The 24380-nt window shown below is 66.0% G+C and carries 22 protein-coding genes and 2 pseudogenes; 14 read left to right on the top strand and 10 right to left on the bottom strand.

Annotated elements, in window-relative coordinates; translation table 11 throughout:
• Positions 1-20 precede the first annotated feature (20 nt).
• Positions 21-1338 (bottom strand): annotated as a pseudogene (locus B3I25_RS08125) (IS30 family transposase); the annotation flags it as partial.
• A 600-nt stretch (positions 1339-1938) separates the two neighbouring features.
• Between B3I25_RS08125 and B3I25_RS08120 the strand changes: the two are divergent.
• On the top strand, positions 1939-3693 hold the full coding sequence (locus B3I25_RS08120) for an AIPR family protein (RefSeq protein ID WP_286738557.1): 1755 nt from the start codon (positions 1939-1941) through the stop codon (positions 3691-3693).
• 551 nt (positions 3694-4244) lie between these two features.
• Here the strand turns inward: B3I25_RS08120 and B3I25_RS08115 are convergent.
• A pseudogene (locus B3I25_RS08115) lies at positions 4245-5255 on the bottom strand (IS481 family transposase).
• 120 nt (positions 5256-5375) lie between these two features.
• On the opposite strand from B3I25_RS08115, the gene B3I25_RS08110 reads away from it, so the two are divergent.
• On the top strand, positions 5376-5858 hold the full coding sequence (locus B3I25_RS08110; RefSeq protein ID WP_286738555.1) for a GNAT family N-acetyltransferase: 483 nt from the start codon (positions 5376-5378) through the stop codon (positions 5856-5858).
• A 164-nt stretch (positions 5859-6022) separates the two neighbouring features.
• A complete protein-coding gene (locus B3I25_RS08105) occupies positions 6023-7453 on the top strand; it encodes a DASS family sodium-coupled anion symporter (protein ID WP_414672702.1) in 1431 nt (476 codons plus the stop codon).
• Between the two features lie 88 nt (positions 7454-7541).
• Here B3I25_RS08105 and B3I25_RS08100 read toward each other — a convergent pair whose 3' ends face one another.
• From B3I25_RS08100 to B3I25_RS08090, 3 genes are read right to left on the bottom strand one after another with little or no spacing between them, the layout of a single operon-like run.
• The gene (locus B3I25_RS08100; protein WP_206478916.1) at positions 7542-8291 is read right to left on the bottom strand and encodes a succinate dehydrogenase/fumarate reductase iron-sulfur subunit; all 750 of its coding nucleotides are present in this window, start codon (positions 8289-8291) and stop codon (positions 7542-7544) included.
• Positions 8292-8304: 13 nt separating this feature from the next.
• Positions 8305-10299, bottom strand: coding sequence for a fumarate reductase/succinate dehydrogenase flavoprotein subunit (locus B3I25_RS08095; RefSeq protein ID WP_286738554.1), 1995 nt, complete (start codon positions 10297-10299; stop codon positions 8305-8307).
• Positions 10299-11021: a succinate dehydrogenase cytochrome b subunit gene (locus B3I25_RS08090; RefSeq protein ID WP_286738553.1), complete on the bottom strand. Its 723-nt coding sequence runs from the start codon at positions 11019-11021 to the stop codon at positions 10299-10301. Before B3I25_RS08090 ends, B3I25_RS08095 begins: the two co-directional genes overlap by 1 nt.
• A gap of 516 nt (positions 11022-11537) precedes the next feature.
• On the opposite strand from B3I25_RS08090, the gene B3I25_RS08085 reads away from it, so the two are divergent.
• Positions 11538-13151, top strand: a complete 1614-nt coding sequence (locus B3I25_RS08085) for an L-lactate permease (RefSeq protein ID WP_206478913.1) — start codon at positions 11538-11540, stop codon at positions 13149-13151.
• A gap of 205 nt (positions 13152-13356) precedes the next feature.
• On the top strand, positions 13357-13716 hold the full coding sequence (locus B3I25_RS08080) for a hypothetical protein (protein ID WP_206478912.1): 360 nt from the start codon (positions 13357-13359) through the stop codon (positions 13714-13716).
• Positions 13717-13906: 190 nt separating this feature from the next.
• Here B3I25_RS08080 and B3I25_RS08075 read toward each other — a convergent pair whose 3' ends face one another.
• Entirely contained in the window at positions 13907-14803 is an 897-nt protein-coding gene (locus tag B3I25_RS08075; protein ID WP_286738550.1) for a serine aminopeptidase domain-containing protein, read from the bottom strand.
• Positions 14804-15011: 208 nt separating this feature from the next.
• Here B3I25_RS08075 and B3I25_RS08070 point away from each other — a divergent pair, with 208 nt between their 5' ends.
• From B3I25_RS08070 to B3I25_RS08060, 3 genes are all read left to right on the top strand, one after another.
• Positions 15012-15230 (top strand): hypothetical protein, encoded by a 219-nt coding sequence (locus B3I25_RS08070; protein ID WP_286738549.1) that lies wholly within the window; start codon positions 15012-15014, stop codon positions 15228-15230.
• Positions 15231-15246: 16 nt separating this feature from the next.
• Positions 15247-15933: a histidine phosphatase family protein gene (locus B3I25_RS08065; RefSeq protein ID WP_286738548.1), complete on the top strand. Its 687-nt coding sequence runs from the start codon at positions 15247-15249 to the stop codon at positions 15931-15933.
• A gap of 414 nt (positions 15934-16347) precedes the next feature.
• Entirely contained in the window at positions 16348-16494 is a 147-nt protein-coding gene (locus B3I25_RS08060) for a hypothetical protein (RefSeq protein WP_156523461.1), read from the top strand.
• Positions 16495-16991: 497 nt separating this feature from the next.
• Here B3I25_RS08060 and B3I25_RS08055 read toward each other — a convergent pair whose 3' ends face one another.
• A complete protein-coding gene (locus B3I25_RS08055) occupies positions 16992-17654 on the bottom strand; it encodes a GAP family protein (protein ID WP_286738547.1) in 663 nt (220 codons plus the stop codon).
• 71 nt (positions 17655-17725) lie between these two features.
• Here B3I25_RS08055 and B3I25_RS08050 point away from each other — a divergent pair, with 71 nt between their 5' ends.
• Both B3I25_RS08050 and B3I25_RS08045 read left to right on the top strand, forming a co-directional pair.
• Complete coding sequence (locus B3I25_RS08050; protein ID WP_064846009.1) at positions 17726-18325, top strand: TetR/AcrR family transcriptional regulator; 600 nt, start codon at positions 17726-17728, stop codon at positions 18323-18325.
• A gap of 62 nt (positions 18326-18387) precedes the next feature.
• Positions 18388-18972, top strand: coding sequence for a hypothetical protein (locus B3I25_RS08045; protein ID WP_131332546.1), 585 nt, complete (start codon positions 18388-18390; stop codon positions 18970-18972).
• 10 nt (positions 18973-18982) lie between these two features.
• Here B3I25_RS08045 and B3I25_RS08040 read toward each other — a convergent pair whose 3' ends face one another.
• Positions 18983-19672 carry a superoxide dismutase family protein gene (locus tag B3I25_RS08040; RefSeq protein WP_286738546.1) on the bottom strand — a complete coding sequence of 230 codons (690 nt, stop codon included), beginning with the start codon at positions 19670-19672 and terminating at the stop codon, positions 18983-18985.
• A 191-nt stretch (positions 19673-19863) separates the two neighbouring features.
• Here B3I25_RS08040 and B3I25_RS08035 point away from each other — a divergent pair, with 191 nt between their 5' ends.
• From B3I25_RS08035 to B3I25_RS12435, 3 genes are all read left to right on the top strand, one after another.
• On the top strand, positions 19864-21291 hold the full coding sequence (locus B3I25_RS08035; protein WP_286738545.1) for a dihydrolipoyl dehydrogenase family protein: 1428 nt from the start codon (positions 19864-19866) through the stop codon (positions 21289-21291).
• Positions 21292-21401: 110 nt separating this feature from the next.
• Positions 21402-21638 (top strand): hypothetical protein, encoded by a 237-nt coding sequence (locus B3I25_RS08030; protein WP_286738544.1) that lies wholly within the window; start codon positions 21402-21404, stop codon positions 21636-21638.
• On the top strand, positions 21617-21982 hold the full coding sequence (locus tag B3I25_RS12435) for a hypothetical protein (RefSeq protein ID WP_368079750.1): 366 nt from the start codon (positions 21617-21619) through the stop codon (positions 21980-21982). Before B3I25_RS08030 ends, B3I25_RS12435 begins: the two co-directional genes overlap by 22 nt.
• On the opposite strand, the gene B3I25_RS08025 is transcribed toward B3I25_RS12435, so the two are convergent.
• Both B3I25_RS08025 and B3I25_RS08020 read right to left on the bottom strand, forming a co-directional pair.
• Positions 21909-22709: a glycerophosphodiester phosphodiesterase gene (locus tag B3I25_RS08025; RefSeq protein ID WP_231885517.1), complete on the bottom strand. Its 801-nt coding sequence runs from the start codon at positions 22707-22709 to the stop codon at positions 21909-21911. The two genes, B3I25_RS12435 and B3I25_RS08025, sit on opposite strands and share 74 nt — an antisense overlap.
• 322 nt (positions 22710-23031) lie before the next feature.
• Positions 23032-23667 carry a hypothetical protein gene (locus B3I25_RS08020; RefSeq protein WP_064846014.1) on the bottom strand — a complete coding sequence of 212 codons (636 nt, stop codon included), beginning with the start codon at positions 23665-23667 and terminating at the stop codon, positions 23032-23034.
• 222 nt (positions 23668-23889) lie between these two features.
• Between B3I25_RS08020 and B3I25_RS08015 the strand changes: the two genes are divergently transcribed.
• Complete coding sequence (locus B3I25_RS08015) at positions 23890-24375, top strand: pyridoxamine 5'-phosphate oxidase family protein (RefSeq protein ID WP_064846016.1); 486 nt, start codon at positions 23890-23892, stop codon at positions 24373-24375.
• The last annotated feature ends 5 nt before the right edge of the window (positions 24376-24380 follow it).

Genomic DNA, 24380 nt, shown 5'->3' with positions numbered 1-24380 from the left:
CCACTATCGGGGGCTCAACTGCGGGGCCTGCTGTTGAGGGCGTGGGTGACGGCGCTGATGTCTTCTGCCATCCAGCGGGACAGGTCGGTGCCCTTGGGGAAGTACTGGCGCAGTAGTCCGTTGGTGTTCTCGTTCGTGCCGCGTTGCCAGGGTGAGACGGAATCGGCGAAGTAGACCGGGATCCCTGTCTCGACCGTGAACAGGGCGTGGGCCGATACCTCCTTGCCGCGGTCCCAGGCCACCGAGCGTGTCAACTGTTTCGGCAGCGTCGACATCGTGTCCGCCAGGGCGTTCTTCATGGTGTTCGCGCCGTAGCCTGCCAGTGCCGGGCCGTTCTTGATCGATGCCCTGAACTGGTAGCCCTCCTCGCGGGGCAGGTGGACCAGCATCGTGAACCGGGTCGTGCGTTGCACCACGGTCCCGATGGCAGAGCGCTCGAGCCCGATGAGCAGCTCGCCCCCCCCCCCCAATGTCCCGGGACGACGCGGTCGTCGGCTTCGGCGGGGCGCTCGCTGATCAACGTTCCCTCGGTGACGTGGGCCCAGGTCTTGCGACGGGATCGTTCTCGAGGGGCCCGCAGCGCCCGGCCCGTGGGCAGACACCAGACGAGTTCCTTCTTCAAAGCGCCTCTGGCTTCGATGACCAGTGACTGGTAGATCGCCTCGTGACTGATGCGCATGGATTCATCATCGGGGAAGTCGAGCCTCAACCGGTTGCTGATCTGCTCCCGGGCTCCAAGCCCAGCACCCAGGCCCTGTCCTTGCGATGGGGCTTGTTGCGGCCCGTGAACCGCGGCGGCTGCGGTCCAGCGACCACGGTGCCGTCCGGGCGAGAGACCTTGCCCGATAGGCGCTGCTCGAGATACTCACGCAGCCGCGGGTTGGTGACGAGCTTCGCCTGTTTGGGACGCTTGGCGGCCATGTTGGCCTTCCATTGCGCCACCGATGCCCGGTACTCCCGCGTCCCGCCCCGAGTCACGGCGTTGCGGTGCAGCTGGCGGCTGATCGTGCCCGGGTCCCGGCCGAGCGCCCGGGCGATGTCGCGAACCCCGTTGCCTTGGACGTTCAGGATCGCGATCTCCTCCCGCTCGGCGAAGCTGAGGTAGCGGCCCGACGGGGTGAAGTCCAGGTCCAACGGTGGCATGCCCCCAGCGTTGTGGAACCACCGTGCTCCGACCGCCTGCCCCACGCCCGCAACCGCTGAGGCCTCCTCGGGCAGCAGTCCCTACGCGATCACTCTCCAGAAAGCCGCCTCGACCGGCCGCTGGAACTTTGGATGCCCCGGCGACCGCAACTTCGAACGAACAGCCCGGTCCGCGGCCTGCTGACGACGACCCATCACACACCCCTCTCACGAAGTGTTGCAACGACCAATTGAATCCGCCCTGGAAGGAGCGGTCATCGTGATGGTCCTTTTCGAGAGTGCTGTGGAAGGTTCACTCGAAGGATCACGCGGTGACCGCCTTCGTCTGCGACGACACGCTCACCGGGCTACCCGTACACCACCATGCCTGACTCAACTGCCACGGGCAGTCCCCTTCCTCGGTGCTGCCATGCTCCTCATGCTCCCGTGGGATCAGAGCCTCCACCAGACCCGGGGCGATTCAATGAGTCCCTAACCTCTTGTACAACACACCCAGCAAAAGTAACGTTGCACGCGCCCTATTAACCTGCCTCGCGGGATAGGACGTAGAAGCGACCCGGCCAGAAATATGGCATATCGCCAACTGCACAACATGGTAAGCACAGGCTGGTCGAGGTCAGTAGGTGGATTATAATGGTCCATTATGACTACGGCCAGTGATGAGGAGTATGACCCCCCTGTAATTTTATGGTGTAATATTAATTAAGCCAATTGCGGCACCCCGCTTGTATTTCGGTAGGCGGAACAAGAATTTAATTTTCAAAAACCTCAGCTTCGCTTGTTAGTTATAATTAAGTGACAGAGCTTCGCCTGTTGCTGGATTTAGGAATTAATATGTCGGCTCAATCTGTTTCTGTTGAACTAGCCAAAAATGCACTTGACGAATTTTCTGCAAAGTACCCAAGCCGAAAGAAATCTGAAAATTTTGAACTTTTTACAGCTTTTTGTGTTTTAAGGAAATATGAAGTTGAAGACGTAACTCTGGAAGCTGGCTGCGTCGGTGAAGGAAAAGATGGTGGGATAGACTGGATCTACGTAATTATAAATGGGCGGGTGGTCAGTTTGCTTGATCCTGTAGATACCGAAAATATAACAAGAAATTCGGAAATTCGACTAATAATCGGGCAGGCGAAAGAAGAGATTGGATGGAAAGCGTCCGTTGGGGAGAAATTCCTCGCCACTTTCGGAGACCTGTTTGGTGGCCAGGAAGAGAGTACCGTTCGTGCCTACGCCTCAGACTTGACGACTTCTGTAAAAAACTTCCTCGAATTTTGGTTTAGTGCAGCGAAGAAGCGCCCGATTTTAATTATCGAATTAGTACAGGCGTCGCTGTCCGATAGAGAACCACATGATGATGTGAAAGCGAGCATGGCGCTTGCTGCGGCTGAAATCGATCGCGTTTTTAGAGTCCAATCCAATCAATCCTTCTTGGGGTCTGAACAGCTGTTCAACTTATATTCTGCCGCGCCAAGTTATGATGCTTCTTTGAAGTACGTTGAAGAACTCGAAAAGGGGGACGATAAAGTCGCGCTTGTAACTCTTTACGACTACTACAAGTTCCTGTGTGATGACCAAGGACAGCTAAATGAGCACTTCTTTGAAGACAACGTCCGTGACTACGAACGGGGGGTGAATGTCAACAAACAAATTCTCAACACTCTTCAATCTGAGGCGAAAAATTCAGATTTTTGGTGGCTAAATAATGGTATTACAATGCTAGTTTCCGAGCCCCCTGTTAGTAGTCGGAAAGAATATGACTTGAGGGATGTTCAGATTGTAAATGGGCTTCAGACTTCGCAAACAATCTATGACTGGGCTCGCGCCAAAGAAGCATTTACTCAGGACAACCGGACTGTGCTTGTGCGCATTATAGCTCCATCTAATGAGGACGAAAAAGCGAAGGTTATTCGCGCAACGAACAGCCAAACTCCGGTCAGTAAGGCTAGTCTAAGAGCAACGGATGAAATTCATAAGCGGATTGAAGATGTATTAAAGTTGAGGGGCTTATTCTACGACCGTCGAAAAAATTACTATAAAAATCACGGGAAATCCCCGCGGGAAATAATTTCCATAACATTGTTGAGTCAAGCGATGATTTCAGCTTTTCTGATGAGGCCTGACACGGCACGAGCAAGACCTTCATCTTTCCTGGACAATGATGACACCTATAATGACCTTTTTGATTCAGGTCGTGACATGGAGCAATTCTGCTGGGCGGCGGCGGCTCAAAAACGCGTGGATGAAGCATTGTCTTCTTCAAACTATTCAAAATCTGAAAAGAATAATCTAAGATTTTACGTGCTGCTAATAATGAGAGTTCTTGGGTCCAGTATCGTTGCACGCACCGGAGTGTGGAGCAGTCGTCCATGCAAAGATGACTGGTTCCCTTCGAATGCAGAAATCCTGCGGGCGGCCGATTGGATAGTGGGTATCCAGCAATCCATTTCGACCACAACATCCTCTCCCGACAGCGTATATAAGGGTTCCGCTCTCAAGGAGCATCTCAAGAAAGATTGGAAAAACAAATTTAAGGAATGGACAGAATTCTAGTGGTGATAGTTTGGAGGCCGAGAAGGGCTTACTAAAGTGTACGCAAAAAGGGAAAGGTGGTGTGGTTATCTAATGCCTTGCCCGGAGGGCGAATCGCTGCACCACAGGCGGCCTGATCCACGCTGATTGGTCAAATTGTAGTGGGAGTCGCTCTCAAGCCGCTGCCCACTGCGTGAGTGAGTGGCCGCGTGACCCGTCCTGGCTCCTACCTTTTCTTGTATTTAGAGGGCCAGGCTGCGACGACAGAGCGGGGATGAACCCTCGCGAGTCATAACCTCACAGTTCTGGCACTGTCTTCTGAGGGCGTAGCCGATTTGTCACCCCCCCGTTTTATCTGCGTCGCGGAGGTGCCGAGGTCGAGTACGGGGGTTCAGTCAATTGAGTAGCTGGCCGCGCCCCTCAACCGCGAGGGGGTTGTTCGTCTGGGCGACATGGGGGCCTCTGTGGACCCACGATTGGGGTTATTCATGTACCTCCGGGGCGAAGAGCCGGGGAATGAGCCTGGGCTCAACGATTCCCTGCGTTTAAGCAAGTTGCGACAGGCCGACGTGCTAGCTGTAGGAAGGCGTGAGGTTGTTGACGCGGACCGGGGTGCGTGAGGCCGAGGGTTGATCACCGCAGGCGGTGTGAGGCCGATGGTAGTTGAAGTGGTTCACCCACACCCCGATCGCCTCCCGGCGGGCCTGCTCGTTGGCGTACGGGAGGGCGTAGAGCACCTCATCAGTCAGTAACCGGTTGTAGCGCTCGACCTTGCCGTTGTGCCGCGGTGTGTAAGGACGGATCCGCTGATGCCTGCTGGCCAGCCCTTCCACGGTCCGGGTGAAATCTTTAGCCGTGTAGTTCGCCCCGTTATCGGTGGCCACCCGGTGGATGCGGGTGATCCCGTGGGCGGCGAAGAACGCCCGGGTTCGGCAGAAGACCCCGATCGTGGTAGCCGCTTTCTCATTGTCGAGGGCCCTGGTGTAGGCCAGCCGGGAGAATCCGTCCGCGGCCGAGTAGAGGTAGGTGTACCCGACGCGCTACTTGTGGGCGCGTTCGGAAGCCAGGGCTTGTCGGGAGCCTCGCCCGTGGGCCCACCAACCACCACCGTCAGGGATTCTCCCGAGCTTCTTCACATCCAGGTGGATCATGTGCCCGGCCCATCCGGCCCGGATCCGCCGAGGTGGGTGCCGCAGGTCCTCCCCGGACGGGGTGAGATCACGTAGGCGGGAGATCCCGAGTCGGTGCAGCCACCGCCCCACGGTGCGTAGATGCAGCTGGTAGCCCAGCTCCAGCAGATGGTGCTGGATCCGCCGGGCCGACCACTTCCGGTTTCGCCGCAGAGACTCGATGCGCTCAAGAATCTCGGCAGGGATCTGGTACGGCTGACTCTGGGGTCGACTGGCGCGATCACGCAGTCTTGCTTCACCTTCAACACGGTAGCGGGCCACCCAGGTCGCCACGGTCGGGCGGAACACACGGAGCTCAGCAGCCACATGGGCTTGGGGCACGCCATCGTCGAGGTGGCGCAACACCAGCCGCAGACGGCCGGTCGGGGTCAGGGGCGCATTAGCGTGAGTCATGAGCGGGCTCTTTCGTGCGGATGGGTTGTTGAGGAACTTCCATCCTGCGGGGTAGAGCCCGCTCGTCTCACATCACCCCACCACGCGTGCTAAGAACCTCATGCCCTACAACAGCTAGCCATGTTATGGGCTCTCGCCTCCAACCCTGACATGGCCCGTCAAGGCGTGGTCACTTCGGTCGAGGAAGCCTCGGCGTACGGCGTCCGCCTCGGGAGCGCAGACTCTTCCCATGAACCGTGGGCCATCGTGGACTCGGACGCACTGATCGGCCTCGTCTGCGTCACGGTGGACGAGGACAACCGGAACGGGTGGTTCTGGTACTGGATGACCGACCGAGCGCGCGGCAGGGGAGTCATGAGCCGAGCGGCGGCAACGGTCGCCGAGTGGGCCCTCGCGGAGCGCGGACTGGAGCGCCTCGAACTCGGCCACCGCGTCAACAACCCGGCCTCCGGCGTCGTCGCGAGGAGAGTCGGGTTCGTCAAAGAAGGAACCCAGCGTCAGAAATTCCTGGTGGACGGAGAACGTCTCGACGCCGACACCTACGGTCGGCTGAAATCAGACCCGCACCCGACCTTTGACCCAGTGACCATAGTCACCCAATGAACGGTGACGGGAATCACCAGACCGGTCGCCTCCACATGCCCGGGGGACCGTATTTCCGCTGGCCACGGGCCTAAAATTGAGGGGAGAAGAGTCTCACACCGGAGCGACATTCGGAGGCAGAAATGTCCGGCCATCAGGTTGATTCCACCCACGAATCCAGAACCGTGAGCCGGGGCACCGTCTCGATGCTCTGGAAGTTCGGACTGATGGTGCTGGTGGGCGCGGTGATCTTCTTCATCCCCGCACCCGAGGGCGTGGACCCCCGCGGCATGCACATGCTCGGCATCTTCGTCGCGACCATCCTGGGGCTCATCCTGCAGCCTCTGCCCACCCCGTCGGTGGCGCTGATCGGTCTGGCCACGGCCATGATCACCGGTGCCATGGATGTCAAGAGTGGGGAGGCGCTGAGCGGATTCTCCAACTCCGCCGTGCTGCTCATCGTCGCGGCGTTCTTCATCGCGGACGGCTTCCTGCTCACCGGGCTGGGGCGCCGCGTGGCCCTGATGTTCCTCAGGGTCCTCGGCAAGTCGCCCCTGGGCATCGCCTACGGCATGGCCGTCACGGACCTGCTGCTCGCACCGGCCACCCCGTCCAACACGGCCCGCGCGGGTGGTGTGATCTACCCGATCGTCCGCTCCGTCGCGGAGGTCCAGGGCTCCACCCCGGACACCGACGAGTCCCGCAGGAAGCTCGGTTCCTACCTCACGTTCACCGCCGCCCACGTCAACGTGATCACCAGCGCCATGTTCATCACCGCCATGGCCGGCAACCCGCTGGCCGTGGCCTCCGCCGAGAAGCTCGGCGTGCACATCTCCTGGGGCCAGTGGGCCCTGGCTGCGCTGATCCCCGGCCTCGTGAGCCTGGCGGTGGTCCCGTGGCTGCTCATGAAGGTCTACCCGCCCACGCTGAAGAGCACCCCGGAAGCACCCACCATGGCGCGCAGCGAGCTGCAGAAGATGGGGTCCATGACCCGCGGTGAGATCATCATGGCGGCCACGTTCGTACTGCTCCTGCTGCTGTGGGTCTTCGGCACGGCCATTGGCGTCAACGCCACCACGGCGGCCTTCGTCGGCATTGCGGTGCTGCTGGTGACCAAGGTGCTCACCTGGAACGACATGGCCAAGAACGGCTCCGCCTGGAACACCCTGATCTTCTTCGCGGTCCTGGTGGGCATGGCGGAGAACCTGAACAACCTGGGAGTCATCACCTGGATCGGCTCGGTGGTTTCCGGTGTCGTCGGTGGCATGCCCTGGGCTGTTGCCTTTGCCATCCTCGCGCTCGTCTACTTCTACGCGCACTACATGTTCGCCTCGAACACCGCGCAGATCGTCGCCATGTACGGCGTGTTCCTGGGCGCGGCCATCACCGCCGGTGCCCCGCCGATGTTCGCGGCCCTCGCTCTCGGCTTCATCGGCAACCTCTTCGGCGCCATCAGCCACTACGCGTCCGGCCCGTCCGGCGTGGTCTACGGCTCCGGGTACGTCAAGGTCTCCGAGTGGTTCAAGGTCGCCTTCATCATGTCCGTCGCGATCATCGTCATCTGGACCGTCGTGGGCAGCGGCTGGATGTGGGTCCTCGGCGACCTCGCCATGTAGTCCGCCCCGCGAACCCTCCCAGCACGACGACGCTCGGTACCCCCCCAGGGGCACCGAGCGTCGTCGTCTGTTGTGGGAAGCGGCCAGGTCAGTCGTCCTTGTTGCGCAGCACCTGCCGCAGCTTCTCCCGGTTGAGACCGGCGATCGCGGTGAGCGGGATGCCCGCGGGGCACACCTCCGCGCACTCGCCGTACACCGAGCACGGGCCGAACTCCTCCTCGGCGGCACGCGTGATGCCCCTGGCCCGGCGGCTGCGCTCCTTCTGGCTGGAGGGCAGCGTGGCCAGGTGCATGGTCTTGGACCCGGCGAACAGCTGGGCGGAGCCGTTGGGGCACGCGGCCACGCACGCACCGCAGCCGATGCACGCGGCCAGGTCCAGCGCCCACTCCGCGGCCTCGTGCGAGACCGGGATGGCGTCCGCGTCCGGGGCGGTGCCCACGGAGGTGGAGACGAAACCACCGGCTTCGATCACCCGGTCCAGCGCGCTGCGGTCCACCGCGAGGTCCTTGACCACGGGGAACGCGCCGCTGCGGAACGGTTCGAGCTGCACGGTGGCGCCGTCCTCGAAGGAGCGGAGGTGCTGCCGGCAGGACGGCGTCTTCTCCTGAGGGCCGTGGGGTCTGCCGTCCACGGTCACGCCGCACGCCCCGCAGATGCCCTCGCGGCAGTCCGAGTCGAACGCGATCGGCTCCTCGCCACGGGTAACGAGGTCGTCGTTGAGCTTGTCGAGCGCCTCCAGGAGGGAGAACTCGGGTCCGACCTCTTCCAGCAGGTACTCCTCGAAGTGTCCCTCCGCGGCGCCGGACTCCTGACGCCAGACTTTCAACGTGAGTTTCACGAGGATGTTCCTCTCATCGGTAGTCGCGGGTCTCGGGCGGGACGCTGGGGAACTCCAGGGGCTCCTGGTGCCTGATGTAGCGCGGTCCCGTTTCGCCGGTCTCGCCGGAATCAGCACGCTCCCACGCGGACGCGAACAGCCAGTGCTCGTCGTCGCGCTGGGCCTCGCCGCCCTCGGTCTGGTGCTCCTCACGGAAGTGCGCGCCGGCGGACTCGTCCCGGTCCAGCGCGTCCAGGCACATGAGCTCGGCCATGTCCAGGTAGTCGGCCACGCGGCCGGCGCGCTCGAGCTCCTGGTTGAAGCCGTCCGGGCGGCCCTGCACACGCAGGTCGCTCCAAAACTGCCTGCGCAGCTCCTGGATGCCTCGCAGACCCTCGGCCAGCCCCTCGGCGGTGCGCGTCACCCCGCACTTCTCGTACAGCAGGTCGCCCAGCCGGCGGTGGAAGCGCTCCGGGCCCTGCGTGCCGCCGATGTCGACCAGCGCCTGCACGCCCGCCTCGGCCTCGGCTACCGCGGCCCGCACGACGTCGTCGTGCGGTGAGAGCTTAGACCTGCCCAGCAGCGGTGCCAGGTAGTTGGGCACCGAGTAGGGGAGCGTGAACCACCCGTCCACGCACGCGGAGAGCAGCGAGTTGGCGCCCAGGCGGTTGGCGCCGTGGTAGCCCCAGCCGGCCTCGCCGCCCACGAACAGCCCGGGGATCGACGTCATCATGTCGTAGTCGCTCCACAGCCCGCCCATGGCGAAGTGCGCGCCGGGTGCAATGCGCATGGGCTCCTCGTACGGGTCCTCGCCGGTGGCGTCCGAGTACATCTCGAAGAGGTTGCCGTAGCGCTCCGCGATCACCTTGCGGCCCAGGCGCTCGATGGCGTCCCGGAAGTCCAGGTAGACGGAGTTCTTCAGCGGCCCGACGCCGCGCCCCGCGTCGATCTCGGTCCTCGCAGCCCGGCTGGCGACGTCGCGCGGTGTGAGGTTGCCGAAGGCCGGGTACCGGCGTTCCAGGTAGTAGTCGCGCTCGTCCTCGGGAATCTCGTTCGGGGGCCGGCCGTCCCCGGCCTTCACGGGAACCCAGATTCGGCCGTCGTTGCGCAGGGACTCGCTCATGAGAGTGGTCTTCGACTGCCACTCGCTGGAGACCGGCAGGGCCGTGGGGTGGAACTGGATGAAGCACGGGTTGGCGAACAGCGCGCCGCGCCGATGAGCCCGGAATGCGGCGGTGACGTTCGAGTTCTTAGCCAGCGTGGAGCGGTAGTAGACGTTGCCGTAGCCGCCGGTGGCGAGCACCACGGCGTCCCCGGTGACCGCCGAGATCTTCCCGGTCACGAGGTCGCGCACCACGATGCCCTGGGCGCGGCCCTCCACGACGATGAGGTCCAGCATCTCGGTGCGAGTGTGCAGGTTCACCTGTCCCGTGGAGACCTGCCGCAGCAGCGCCTGGGCGGCGGCAACCTGCAGCTGCTGACCGGTCTGCCCGCGCGTGTAGTAGGTCCGGGAGACCTGCACGCCGCCGAACGAGCGGGTGGCCAGCCCGCCCCCGTACTCGCGGGCGAAGGGCGCGCCGATCGCGTTCATGTGGTCGATGACCCGGATGCTCTCCTCGGCCAGCCGCCACGCATCGGCCTCGCGGCCGCGGAAGTCGCCGCCCTTGACGGTGTCCTTCACGAACCGGGCGATCGAGTCGTTGTCCACCGTGCGGGCGCGTGCGGCATTGATGCCGCCCTGGGCGGCCACCGAGTGGGCGCGGCGCGGGGCGTCGTGGAAGGTGAACGACTCCACGTTGTAGCCGAGTTCGCCCAGGGCCGCCGCCGCGCCTGCACCGGCGAGTCCGGTGCCCACGACGACCACGGTGAACTTCCGACGGTTGAGTGGGCCCACCATGCGGTAGTGCAGCCGCCGGTCCGCCCACATCTGGGACGGGGGCACGTCCGAGCCCAGGCCAGGGAGGTCCGAACCCACGGTGCGCAGCTCGTCCAGCAGGGCGTGCGGCTGGGTGGTCGAGGATGCCGTCATCACTGAATCACTCCCAGGAACACCAAGACGGGGATCGAGATGTTGCCCAGGCAGATGGCCATGGCGACCAGCCCCGCCACCCACGCGGCGAGCTGCCGCAGCCGCCTGCCGGTGGCGCCGAGGTCGTTGGCGGCGGTCCACGTGCCGTGGGCCACGTGCACGGTGAGCACCAGCATGGTGAGCATGTAGAAGAGGGCCACGACGGGCCGCTGGAAACTGGCGACCAGATTGGCGTACGCTGATCCGCTCTCGAACGACCCGGATGCGGCCGGCTGGACACCCAGCGTGAGGTCCAGGATGTGGAAGATCACGAACAGCAGGATCACCAGGCCGCTCCCGAGCATCGAGCGCGCCATCAGGGCGTCGGCGCGACGCAGCCCGGTGCGCTTGAACGGCCCGCGGGCTCGACGGGCGCGCGTCCACAGCAGGAGCCCGCAGCCCACGTGCAGCACCAGGCTGATCAGCAACACGACGCGCAGCACCCACAGGACACCCTCGTAGGGCATGAGCGGCATCAGGATCTCGCGCAGCCAGTGTGCGTAGTGGTCGAACTCCTCCTGGCCGCGGAAGATGTGCAGATTGCCGTACATGTGCACGAACACAAATCCCACGAAAATGAGACCTGTGACGGCCATGGTGGTTTTCGCGGCGAAGTTCGACACCGGCAGCCGTGTGCGCGGCGGGGCTGACGTGCGTTGTTTTCGCTGAATGGTTGCCGTCATCGTTACCCCTCGTCAGTGGGTGAACTGAGTGCTGAACTCCGGGAGTTCATCGCCCTCAATTCTACGCTGGGAGGGGCATTGCGGGACGTGTTCCGAGGCGTTTCCGGTACTACCGCCAGAAAGGATTGTGGCGGGTGCCGAGGGCATTGAGAATAACTAAGATTTGCCAATCGTAATTTCACAGTGTGGGTCTTTTTACGGTGTCCCGTTCCCACTCGCGGGGTTCCGGACCCCCTGGGCGGCTGTACCGTTCCCCAGGGGGTCCGCAGCCGAGTGTCTCGCCTCGCACCCGTCACTCTCCGCGGAGGGTTCCCGCCCGAATTGCCCGGTTCAGGACTAGCGTTGACCCTGAGATCAAGGCGTCGCTACGGCGCGTGGCAGGTGGTGGTACGAGGGTCCGCTGGCTCCCGGAACCCGCCCCGCTGCGCGACCGGCGGCCGACGACGGCGCGCACCGCGGCGACGTCGCGAGCCCGCCTTGAAGACTGCTCACCCGCCGGACGTCGTGGAGGCTCCAATGTGGACCCAATCTCTTGACACCCTGGGCAGCCTGCCCCTCACCGCGCTCGTGGCCGCGATCCCGATAGTCGTGTTCCTGGCCTGCATGATGCTGTTCAAGCTCACGGGGCTGACATCAGGGCTCATCGCGCTGGTGGTGCAGATCCTGGTGGCACTGCTCGTGTTCCACATGCCCGTCTCCGCAGCGGCCGGTGCAGGTCTGCTGGGGCTGCTGACCGCGCTGTGGCCCATCGCGTACATCATCGTCATGGCGGTGTGGCTGTACCGGCTGAGCGTGCGCTCGGGCCGTTTCGACGTGATCCGCTCCTCGATCGCCGCGGTCTCCGCTGACCAGCGCGTGCAGGTGCTGCTCATTGCGTTCGCGTTCGGCGCGTTCCTGGAGGGCGTGGCAGGCTTCGGTGTGCCCATTGCGATCTGCGCGGCACTGCTCGTGCAGCTGGGGTTCCCGCCCGTGCGCGCCGCAGTGCTGTGCCTCGTGGCCAACGTGGCCGCCGGTGCCTACGGCGCCATTGGCGTGCCCGTGCTCGTGGGCGCGCAGGTCACCGGCATGGAGACGCAGGAACTCTCGCGAGCCCTCGTGCTGCTGCTCCAGCCGCTCACGTTCCTCGTTCCGTTCCTGCTCGTGTGGATGGTCGACGGGGTGCGCGGCCTGCGCGAGGCCTGGCTCCCGGCGCTCGTCTCCTCGGTGGTCTTCTGCGCGGTGCAGGGTGGCCTGCTGTGGTTCATGGGCCCCGAGCTGGCGGATCTCGCGGCCGGCCTGCTGGCCATGGTCGCCCTGTTCGCGGTGTGCCACGTGTGGTCCCCGAAGCGCGTGTCCCGTGCCCCTGAGGTCCCCGAGACCGCCGAGGGGAAACACCCCCTCGGCGAGGTGGTCCGCGCCTGGAGCCCCTTCTACATCCTCACCGCCGTGATCCTGCTGTGGTCCGTCCCCGCCGTGCAGAACCTCTTCACCAAGGGTGCGCTGAGCTTCACGACCTTCAAGGTGCCCATGCCCGGGCTCACCGGTCACGTGACCACCGCCGCCGGAACGGTCGTCAATGCCACCTGGACCTTCTCGATCCTTGGTGCCACCGGAACGGCCATCCTGATCGCGGTGCTCATCACGTTCTTCACCACCCCGCAGCTGCACACCAAAGAACTGGGGGAGGAGCTGGCGGGCGCACTCAAGGCACTGGGCCCGGCCATCCTGCTCATCGCCGTGATCCTGGTGCTCGCGAACATTGCCAACTACTCCGGCGGCTCCACCGCCATGGGCACCGCGCTTGCCGCGGTCGGTCCCATCTTCCCGCTCATCGCCCCGGTGATCGGCTGGATCGGGGTGTTCCTCACGGGATCGGTGGTCAACAACAACACCCTCTTCGCGCCGCTGCAGGTGGCGACGGCGCAGGGCATCGGCGCCGCCCCGTCCCTCCTCGTGGGGACCAACACGACAGGCGGCACCACCGCAAAGGTCATCTCTCCGCAGTCCATCGCGATCGCCGCCGGCGCGGTGGGTCTCAACGGGCGGGAGAGTGAGATCATGCGCGGCTCCATCGCCTACAGCCTGGGCATGCTCGCGGTGGTGTGCGTGTGGACGTTCGTGCTGGCCCTCGTGTCAGCAACCCTCGGGTGAGTGTCTGAGGGGGGCGCGTCCTCAGACGGGCCACGACCTCCTCGCGGGTGGGCCGTTCGGTGCATCGGGTCAGCTGAGAGGTGCCGCAGGAGGAGAGCGACTGCCCCTCGGCGGTTCCGGCCGAGTGAACCCCCGTTGATCCGATATCTTGCACGCAATATGCTGATTATGTTTCGAACAATTCACGGAGGGGACCTGAGAAGCGATGGCGCACCACTCGTTCGAGCGCACCACCCACCACGGCTCCGGGAGTGGAGTCGCCACCCTTACAGAGCTGGTCGGCCGCAGCGAACCCCGTCCGGGCCGCCCCAGTGCTGCCACGGTGGTGGAGGAGGACGGCGTCAAGGTAATCGCCTTCGAGTTCCACGAGGGCGACGAGCTCCACGAGCACGCCGCACCACACCCGGCGCTGATCCAGGTGGTCCGGGGGAGCGTGGACTTCCAGCTCCCGGAGGGTCCCGTGCAGCTGCGGCCGGGCCAGGTACTGCACCTCACGGAGGGGCTGCTGCACGCCGTGAGGGCCCTCGAGCCCACGACGCTGTCCGTCGCACTGCTGCTGCACTGATCCCGCTGCTGCCCGTGCCGTTCGGTCTCATCGCCGTGGTGCTCATGCTGAGCGTGGCGGTCCTCGTGTGGCGCCAGCCGGCGGACAGGCCCATGCCCATGCACCGACCCGTCAAAGCCTGAGCGCGCAAGGCGACGTCGCGGCTGCCCTTCTCCGCCCGGTGAGTGCAGTCCCGGGAAGCCGGGGCCGTTCAGCCCTGGGGTGACGGCGCGGTGAGCCAGGCCACGAGGCCTGGCCACACGGCGTCGGCGGCGGAGCGGCGGAACAGGCCGTGGTGGCCGATGCGCGGAACGCCCAGCTGCTCCGGGGTGAACGTGCGGTGCTCCACCGCGGCGGAGGTGAGCCGCCCGGTCAGGGCCCTCATCTGCGCGGGGCTGGCCCAGGGATCGTCGGAGGCGCCGAGCGCGAGCACATCCTGGGTGACCGCGGCCGCGCGGGCCGTCGCGTCCATGGACGGGTCGTCGAAGAAGTAGCCGGGACGCCGCGCCCACGACCCCCACTCGACCATCGCGGCTGTGGGCATGTTTTCTCCGATGCCAAGCCGATTGCCGGGCATGTACCCCAGGGTCCGGCTCAGCGCCGGGCCCACGACATGCAGCATGGCGGCCACGCGCAGCTGCTCCTTCCGCGGGGCGATCGTGCGGGTGTGCGCCAGGTGGGAGGAGACCACCGCGAACCGGTCGAGGCCCTCGAGCCCGTGGCCGAGGACCATGGCGTGCCCGCCGATGCTGTGACCCACGGCGTGCAGTGGAAGCCCGGGGAACCGTGCGCGGGTCCAGGCGGCCACGGCGGGGACGTCCCCGCCCATCCAGTCGCGCATGCGCAGGTGCGGGTTCTTCCGGGGCTCGCCGGAGCGGCCCGTGCCGCGGTAGTCATAGGTCACCGCCGCGAGACCGCGGCCCGTCACGTACTCGGCGAACCCGGCGTAGAACCGTTCGGGCGTTGCGGTGGCGGGGTGGATGACGACGACGCCGCGCGGCTCGCCCTCGGGCAGCCACAGCGTGCCCGCCACGGCGTCCACGGCGACGGGAATGCTCAGGTTTTCGCGGCGGATGCCGGCTACGGGAGAGTTCCGGTGGTCAGACATAGAAGTTACTCTAGGGTATTTCCAGCGGCTCAGCCCTGGGTCGTCACAGTGACGGTGGCTCATGTCGCACGCAGGGACGCCACGTCCGTCTCGGGGTCGGGAGAGTCAGTGACAATCGGGTGGAGCTCCGCGCGAGCGCAGCCTGAAGGACGCGCTCGGCACCTCCGCGGGCACCGCGGCCGTCGCCTGCGGTGCCTTCCCCGCAAGCATGACGATCGGCCGTCTGCTGGCAGACCGGGTCGTGGAGTGGCTCGGCTCCGGGGCGGTCCTGCGCTACGGGGCGTCCCGCCCCTCGCACCCGGTGAGCAGCGTGACGGCCAGTACGGCCAGGGTCGCTCCTCGGCCCGCGGTCGTGGTGCGTGGCTCAGCGGATTCCTCCCTGAGCTACCGTGGACCGGGTAGGACCTCCAAGACCCCCGGCAACTGAAAAGGGGCATATCCCCGTGCGACTCATCCTGGTGCGTCATGGCCAGACCTCCTCCAACGTGGGCCATCACTTGGACACCGCCGCACCCGGCGCGGACCTCACCGACCTGGGGCGTGAGCAGGCGCGGGCCCTCGTGCAGGCGCTGGCGGGTGAGCCCATCAGTGCGATCTACGCCTCCAACCTCGTGCGCACCCAGCAGACGGCCGCCCCGCTCGCGGAGGCGCGCGAGTTGTCGACCGAGATCCGTGAGGGTCTGCGTGAGATCGGTGCCGGGGATTTGGAAATGGCCAACGACCACGATTCGATCGAGACCTATCTGGAATCAGCGTTGAGCTGGGCGGATGGCGGCCTTGATTCGAGGATCCCCGGGTCGGACGAGAACGGCCACGACGTCATGGCGCGCTTCGACGCCGTCGTCGAGGAAGCGTCCACTGCTCTGGCACCGGACCGCGTGGCTGTTCTCGTGTCGCACGGCGCCGTCATCCGTGCGTGGTGTGCGCTGCGGTGCGCCAACCTGGACCGCAAGTTCACGGCGACCAACGGATTGTCGAACACGGGCGTCGTCGTGCTCGACGGCGAGCCCGGCGCATGGCGCGTGCTCACCTGGCAGGACCGGGCCGTGGGCGGGCCCGCACTGCAGGATCCGGAGTCCGACGGCGCCGCCGCCGAGGAACTCGATGGGGCAGAAAGCTCCGGCAGCTGAGAACACACAGCCTCATAGGGCGCGGTGGGAGACCACAATGAAGCATGACGATCGACTCATTGCGCGCCGTTTACGACCGCACCCGGATGGTCGGCTGGGACTTCTCACGGTTGGAAGGCCGACTGACCGCTACTGAGCCACCGTGGGATGTCGAGGCAGGCTGTCTCGCAGCCGTGCGCAGTGCGTCCCGATCAGTGGACCTCGGGGCCGGGAGTGGCGAACGGTTGGGAACGCTGCTCGCGGGAACCCGTGTCGGAAGCCGAGGTTGCGCATGGAGTTGAAGAAAGTGTTCATGGCCACAACAGCACGCACAGCCGCCAGGGCAAGAGCGGCAACCGCCCCGCCCCATGTCACTTTCCCCCGAACTCTCCGCGACCTGCCAGACTTTAACTCCGACCACACGAAGGGAAGATCATGGAAGACACGCCTAAAACTCAGCCCAGCAACCCGCAGAAGGGCACCCCGTGGGGGCTCATTCTGATCGTGCTCGCGTTCCTGCTGGCCACCGCCATGGTGATCGGCGTGGGCGTCGTGTCCCTGGACATCGGCTTCGGAGGCTGACGACCTCGTAGTTCGCCTCCTTTTCCTCGGCCCCAAGCGGTACATCTGACGACGGCGGACGGTCACCTCGAACGCGAAGGTGACCGTCCGCCGTCGTCGTACTGCCGTCAACGGCACGGGGCTTGATGCGGCGGGATTTCTGCAACCGCGACAGCTTCTCCCCGAGATGTTCCTGTTCCTCGGGCGGCGCGCTGACCCCGCTGGTCCGCTCGGCCTCCTGGTAGAGGTCCCCGCGCAACCCTTCCTCCGCGATGTGGGCGCGCGCGCTGACCAGCCACGTGACCAACAGGACCGCTACGAAGAGGACACCGAGCCAGCCGATTACGGGGAAGACCTTGGTCACGAGCTCGGTGAACGGCAAGAAACTCAGCCCGAACCCGACCAGCGTGACCGCGATGAACACGAGCCGCCCCCACCGGGCATGCCAATGTAGTACACCGGAGTACTGCACCGAGCGGCGTTCGATCACTTCCGGGGGTCCTCCGCGGACGGGGGTGTCAGTTCATCACGGCGGACAATCCGCTCCCGGCCATCCACACCCCCACGATCGCTGCGATCCACAGAAGCGTGACCTTCGCTTCCCGCTCGAGCGTGGGGACGATCCTCTCGAGGCGCGGCCAGATCCGCCGGCCGGCCAATGCTGCAGCCGCGATGAGCACGAGCGCGGGCAGGATCATCACGACGCAATAGGCGGCGAGCAGGGCCAGTCGCAGCGGCCACCCGATGTCCATACTCGTGATGATCCCGTTGGCCGCGAGATAGGGGACCATCGTGGCGGCTTCCGTGAGAGCAGCGCCGGCACCGAGGGCGACCATGGCACCGGGATGCAGGGACCTGGGCGGTGCGCGGTGCCCCTCGCGCTTCACGGGGTCCGGTGCGAAGATCCCGTACGCGAGCAGACCCAGCCCGGCGACCATCTTGAACCACTGGGCGGGCTCACTGTCCCAGATCCTCCCGGCCACGTCGGAGAGGAGGTCGAATCCCAGGGCGATAGCGATCCCCAGGAAGAAGTAGAGGAGCACCACGGTCGCGAAGTAGAAGAACAGCGGGACCGCGTCCACGCGCCGCCGGGAGATCACGAGGACCAGGGGAATAACCAGGGTCCCGAGGCTCATGCTGTCCAGCAGGGCCAATCCGAGCAGTGCGAGAAGGTCACCCATGTGTGCCGCCTTGTCTCGTACGAACGTATGCCATACCGCAACCATACACTTGTATGAGAGGGGGTGGTCAGATGCCACAGGAGAACGAGAGTCGCGGGATGATCCCCGCCCGGGTCATGATCGCGGAAGCTGCGATCCGCGTGATCGCCCAGCAAGGTTTCGACGTGGTGAGCGTGCGCACCGTGGCCCAGGAGTCCGGGATCTCCCCCGGGACCGTTCAATACCACTACAAGACGCGGCGGGATCTGCTGCTCGCCGCCCTCGAGAGGTCCGTGGAGCGACAAACCCAACGGGTCATGGCTGCGCGCGGTCAGAACGGCTATCGGGCATCCCTCGCTCGCACCCTGCGTGAACTCCTGCCGTTGGAGGGCGTGCGGAGAGAGGACGCTGCCGTGTGGGTCAGCTTCGGGGCGGCCGCCTCCACCCGGGACTGGCTCGCGAGCGTGTACTGGCAGAACCTGCAGATCTTCCACGAGGGTGTCCTGAACGTCCTGCGGCGGGCCCAGGAGGACGGGAAGCTACGTGAGGGGCTGACCCCGGACACCGCCGCGCCCCTGGTCACGGCACTCGTGAACGGGTTGGCCCTGGATCACCTCAACGCACCCGAATCCGTTCGGGAGGGCACCGAACAGGCCCTCGATCGGGGGCTGTCGTTGATCCTCACGGACTGAGCCTCCTCAACGCCGTCGCGTCCCAACCCACCGTGTCAGGGCCCGTGCGTAGGGTCGGATGCATGATCCCCCACGACACGAGACTGCGCCGCCATGTCCCCTTGATCGTGCTGGAGGTGCTCCTCGTGGGGACGCTGATCTTCGAGATCGCCCGGGAGAACGGCCCGGCCGTGTTCTTGCTGTCCGCACTCGTCCTCGCGGCGCTCGTCCCGCTCGCCCTGGAGCCGATCGCCCGCGCCAGCATCCCCATGACCCTGCAACTGCTGTACGCGGTGCTGTTGTTCGGCGGGGCGTTCCTGGGAACGTACTTGCACGTCTACGGTGTGTGGACGCCGTGGGACACCGTGGTCCACTTCTTCTCGGGAATCCTGATCGCGCTGGGCGCCGATCACGCGTGGCGCATCCTGTCCCGGCGGCATGGTTTCGTCCTGCCCACGTGGCTGTGGGGGCTCGCGATCGTGTCGTTCAGCGCCTTCATCGCGTTCCTGTGGGAGGTCGCCGAGTTCGTCACCGATCTGGTCTCGGACAGCAACGCTCAGGTGAACAACCTGGACACCATGACCGACATGATCGCGGGCACAACGTCCGCGCTGATCGTCGTGGTCGTCCTGGCGCTCACCCGGGCGGGGGGCCGAACGTCCGTGTGACGAGGACGGGTTACTCGATCACACCGCACGCCAGGCGGCTGCCGGCGTCACCCGTGGAGCGGGTGTCCTCGTCCGGTCCCTCCGGGGCGTAGCGCTCGGGGATGTTCGCGTAGTTGTCCGGGCCGGAGTGGATCATCAGCGCGGAGCCGTTGTCGTCCCGCAGGTTCTCGGCCGTGAGCCGGTCCGTCTCGAACGACATGGCCGCCCGCCCGGATTCCGTCACCAGCAGCGCGGGAAGGTCACCCGCATGCTCCGGATGGCGAGCGTCGCCACCACCCAGGTGCCCGCCGGCGGACAGGAATGCGCCGGTCTCGGAGGGATCGTCCGGCGCGGAACTCTCCGCCTCGCACACGCCGTTGCCGTGCACGTGCAGGCCGTAGTACCCCGGTTCCAGACCGGAGAACTCGACCGAAACCCGCATCGCATCCTGGTCGGCCTCGGTGAACTGCGCGGTGCCGACCTCCATTCCCTCGGCATGACGCACCGTGGCGGTGGCCAGGGGACCCGGGCTCGACGCCGCCGTCGCGGCCCCCTGCCCACCCGTCGGATCCGCGGTGGTGGCGTCATTGCCCTCGCCGCACGCGGCCAGTGTCAGCATGCCCGCGAGCCCCAGGAAAGCCAGTCCGCCGCGGGCTCGGAAGGGGCGATGGGTGGTGGGGGGCTCGTCGGTGGCCGGGGGTGTCATTGCGCTCGCGTTCATGGCATCTCCTCATCGTCGGTCCGCTGGGCCGGCAAGGGTCGTGATGCCGACCATGCAACGGAGGTGGCTCTTCCACCGTACACATGACGAGGGTCACAATCGGGAGTATTGCCAGGTGGGAGGCCGGTTCCGCACCGAGCACGGGGTGCCCCCGGGCCGACATCCGGCACCCCGGCGGCTACTGTGAGGACATGACGGAGTCAGCAACGCAGGAGTCGGTGGACGTGATCGTGATCGGCGGCGGCGCGGTGGGAGAGAACGCCGCGCAGTACGCGATCGAGGGCACGGACCTCACCGCGGTCATCGTGGAGGGTCACCTGCTGGGCGGGGAGTGCTCGTACTACGCGTGCATGCCCAGCAAGGCGCTGTTGCGCCCGGTCGACGTGACGGGACTGACGGACGACCTCGAGGGCGTCGTCCCCACGCGGCTCGACCGGGACGGCATGCTCGCGCGGCGCGACTCGTTCGTCTCCGACTACGACGACTCCTCCCAGGTCGAGTGGGCCGAGTCCGCGGGCATCCGCGTGGTGCGCGGCCACGCCCGCCTCGTGGGCGAGCGCTCGGTGCGCATCGAGGCCGACGACGCCGCCGCGCGCACCCTCACCGCGCGGCACGCCGTGATCCTCGCGACCGGCAGCGAGCCGAGCATCCCCTCCGAGTTCGACGGAGCGCACCCGTGGACGTCCGCGGACGCGACAGGCGTGGTCGAGACGCCGGAGAGCATCGCGATCGTGGGCGGGGGAGTCGTGGCATGTGAGGCCGCGGTGTGGCTCAACGCCCTGGGATCCCGGGTGACCCTGCTCGTGCGGGGCTCGGGTTTGCTGTCCGGCAACGAACCGTTCGCGGGGGACACCGTCCTGGACGGGTTGCGCGCCAGCGGCGTGGAAGTAGTGCTCGACGCATCCGTCACCAAGTGCACCCGCAGCGATGCCGAGGACACGGGGCTGGGCCGGGTCCACGGCGGGCAGGTCCACCTGGAGACCTCCGCCGGGACCGTCGACGTGGCCGAGGTGCTCGTGGCCACAGGCCGTACCCCGCGGTTGCGGGACGTGGGACTCGACGCGGTCGGGCTGAGCGCGGACGACGTCCTCCATGAGAAGCTCCCCGCATGGCTGCACGCCGTGGGCGATGCCAGCGGCGATGTGCCCCTGACCCACTGGGGCAAGTACCGCGCCCGGGTCATCGGGGCCAGGATCAAGGCGGCGGCCACGGGGGCGCCCGCGCCGTACGAGGTGGAGAATCCGCCGGTGCCCCAGGTCGTGTTCACGCAACCGCAGGTCGCGCAGACGGGACTGACGGAAGCCTCCGCGCGGGACCGGGGGATCGACGTCGTCACCGCGGAGGTGCCCTACAACGGTGCGGCCGGCGCGGCGCTGCTGCGTGACACCATCTCTGGAAAGGCCAAGATCGTCGTGGACCGGGAGACCCGGTGCCTCGTGGGTGCCACGTTCGTGGGCCCGGATGCTGGCGAGCAACTGCACGCGGCCACGATCGCGATCACGGGGAAGGTACCGGTGCACGTGCTGCGCCACGCGGTGCCCAGCTATCCCACGGTCTCGGAACTGTGGTTGCGGCTGCTCGAGGAACTGCCCGAGCAACTGCGCCGGGCGCCGGAGTAAAAGGTTCCCGAACAACTGCGCTGGGCCCGGAGCAAGAGGTTCCCGAATCCGCTCGCGACGGCCATACTGGGACCGAATCATCCGGGATGCGTTCGTCGAAGGAGCCTCACATGACCCCCTCACTCGCCACGTACATCGCCCTGCCCGGAACCACCGCCGAAGCCATGGAGCACTGGCACGACGTGTTCGGGGGTGACCTGCACATCCTGCGCTACGGCGACATGGACCTGCAGGGCATGCCGTTCGAACCGGATCCCCAGGCCGTGGCCCACTCCACGCCGACGACGCCGCTGCCGTCCTCTCCGCGTTCCGTTCCGACCAGGCCATGTCCCGGCAGGGCACGGTGACCACGTCGGAAGAGGCAAAGGAGTACGTCCACCGGCTCACCGACCCGGACGGAGGCAAGGTCGCGTGGGCCGTGTGCCACGGGGACGGGCCCGTGGGGCTCGTGTGCATCGCGGTGGACGAGCAGAACCGGAACGGCTGGTTCTCCTACTGGATGACGGAGGCTGTCCGTGGCCGCGGGTGGACGTGGACACCTACGGACGGCTGCGAACGGATCCCCGGTGGCAGGGCAGCGCGGCGGCGGCCCGGTTGCGGTCCGGCGACCGTCGGCGCTACCGCACGGCCACGGCGTGACCCACGGTCGCGGGGTGTTTCCGGGAGAACTCCACGGGGAAGTCGGTCGTGATCCGATCTACGCCCAGGGCCACCATGCGGTTGAAATTGCGCTCGGCGTTCACCGTGTACACGCTCATGCCCAGCCCTGCCGCACGGACCCGGTCCACCGCGGCCGCATTGAGCCAGCGGTGGTTGGACCCCACCTGCCCCGCGTAGGTGGAGATCCGCGCGAGGGTCTCGGCATCGGGAACCCGGTACACGAGCTGCTGCAGGGGGACCTCCGGGGCCAGCACCGCGAAGCGCTGATTGGAAGCAGCGTCGAACCCCAGGACCTCGATTCGCCCGTCGCGGACCAGACGCTGCCACCGGGGATCCGATCGCAGACGCTCCACGATGATGTGCTCGATACCGGGGGACGTGACCGGGGACTTGATCTCGATGAACACGCCGATCGCGTCGCGCGCAACCTCCACGGCGTCGTCGAAGTGCGGGATGCGCTCGCCCCGGAACGCGCCGGAGAAGGACGAACCAGTGTCCAGCCGTTGCAATTCGGCCCATGTGAACGACGTGACCGGATCGTTCTCCCGACCCGGGAACACCTCGGCGGCGTTCGTGGTGCGCGCGGGGGTGGGGTCGTGGAACGCGAAGGGCACACCGTCCGCGGAGAGCTGGACGTCGAGCTCGAAGAACTGTGCACCCGAGGAACGGGCCACCTCGAACGCCGCCACCGTGTTCTCGGGTGCGACCCCCGCGGCTCCGCGGTGGCCGATCAACAGGTGGGCCGGCGCAGTGGTCATTCCCGCAGTGTCCTCCCGCCCGCGGGGTGCTGTCAGGAGGGCCGTGGGCCGGATCCAGCGGAGGGGGTCCGTTGCGAGACGGTCGGTCAGGGGGGTCGTGCGGGTGCGCATCCAGAGCCTCTCACGGGTTGCCGTACGGAGATGGCCTTGCCGGTCGCGTGGTGATGACCGGCGAACGGGCCGAACCCATGGTCGCGGGGGGACATGACGGCTGCGGAGCACCCCGATGACCGAGGTGTTAACTCGGCACCACGGATCACAGCCGGTGTATTAACCTGGCGTCCGCCGCCGAATGCACCTCCGGCGGATCGCACCCGGTCCGTTACTCCAGCGGGTCACCCTTGGTGCGGTCCAGCGCGACCCGGACCAGGGCCGCGGCCAGGATGGGGAGTTTTTCGGGCGGGACGAGGTCCGCGAGGTCGTGGGCGTCGTCGGGCAGACCGATCCGCCGGGCGCCGTCCAGGGCCTTGGCGTCGAAGAACGGCGCGAGGCCGGGCCAGACACCCTGTACCTCCCGGGCGAAAATCGCGGCGCCCGCGGGGCCGATCCCCGGGAACTGCTGGAGCGCCTCGAGGACGTCGTCGGTACCGTCCGCGCGCTCACGCACGCGGCGCAGATCCCCGCCGTACTCGTCGATCAGGAGGGCGGCGCCGTCGCCGAGCATTGTGGAGGTGCGCTCGTCGTAACGCTTGTAGCCGCCGCGCCCCAGCGCCTGAACCCGTTGCCGCCACGACGCCGCGCGCATCCGTTCCGGGGTGCGGTACCCGGCCGTGAACAGCTCGCGCGCGGAGGCGACCGCCACCTTGGCCCCGATGCGCGCGGACAGCAGGTTGGCCAGCACCAGCAGCTGGAACAGGGGAGCGGGCGTGTCCCGCAGCTCGATGCCGGCGTCCTGCGCGTACGTGGTGCCGTGGCGCTCCAACAGCACGTGCACGGTGTCCTCGTGCGATCGCGTCATGCGTCCCTCCCTGCCTGGATCTCTGTGTCCGTGTCGTCCGACATCATGCCGCCCACGACCGGATCGTTCGGGGCCGTGCTGCTCACGACGGCGTGAATTCCGCTCCCGGCCAACTCTCTCGTGCGCACCGTCACTAGTAAATAAACTGACAATCGACGCCACATCGCGGTGGCAGACCCCACGGTTTGGTGGGCATTCACAGCCTCGACGAAAGGAAGTGCCATGGCGGAGAACACCGACGACATCCAGAAGGTGCGGGACATCATCAAGGGCACCCGCATCGCCATGCTCACCCACGTGGACGGGGATGGTCACCTGGTGTCCAAACCCATGGCCACGCAGGAGGTCGAGTTCGACGGCACCGTGCGGTTCATCGCGGAGCGCGACTCCGAGCAGGCACAGGCCCTGCAGCAGCGCCCCGAGGTGAACGTGGCCTACTCGGGTTCCGGCTCGTGGGTGTCCGTGTGCGGCACCGCGCGCATCGTCAACGACGAGGCCAAGCTCAAGGAACTGTGGAGCAGCTTCACCGGTTCGTGGCTCCAGGGCGGCCCGGAGAACCCCAACAACATCCTCATCGAGATCGACGGCCACAGCGCCGAGTACTGGGACAGCCCGGGTAACAGCAAGGTGACCCAGGTGGCCAACTTGATCAAGTCCAAGGTCAAGGGCGACACCGTGGACGGCGAGAACAAGGTCGTGGATCTCTGATCCGA

The sequence above is a fragment of the Kocuria sp. UBA1838 genome, from assembly GCF_002338785.1.
In the GTDB taxonomy this organism is placed as follows: domain Bacteria; phylum Actinomycetota; class Actinomycetes; order Actinomycetales; family Micrococcaceae; genus Kocuria; species Kocuria marina.
The sequence above is the reverse complement of the archived record's forward strand: the minus strand, read 5'-3'. Positions and strand labels throughout refer to the sequence as shown.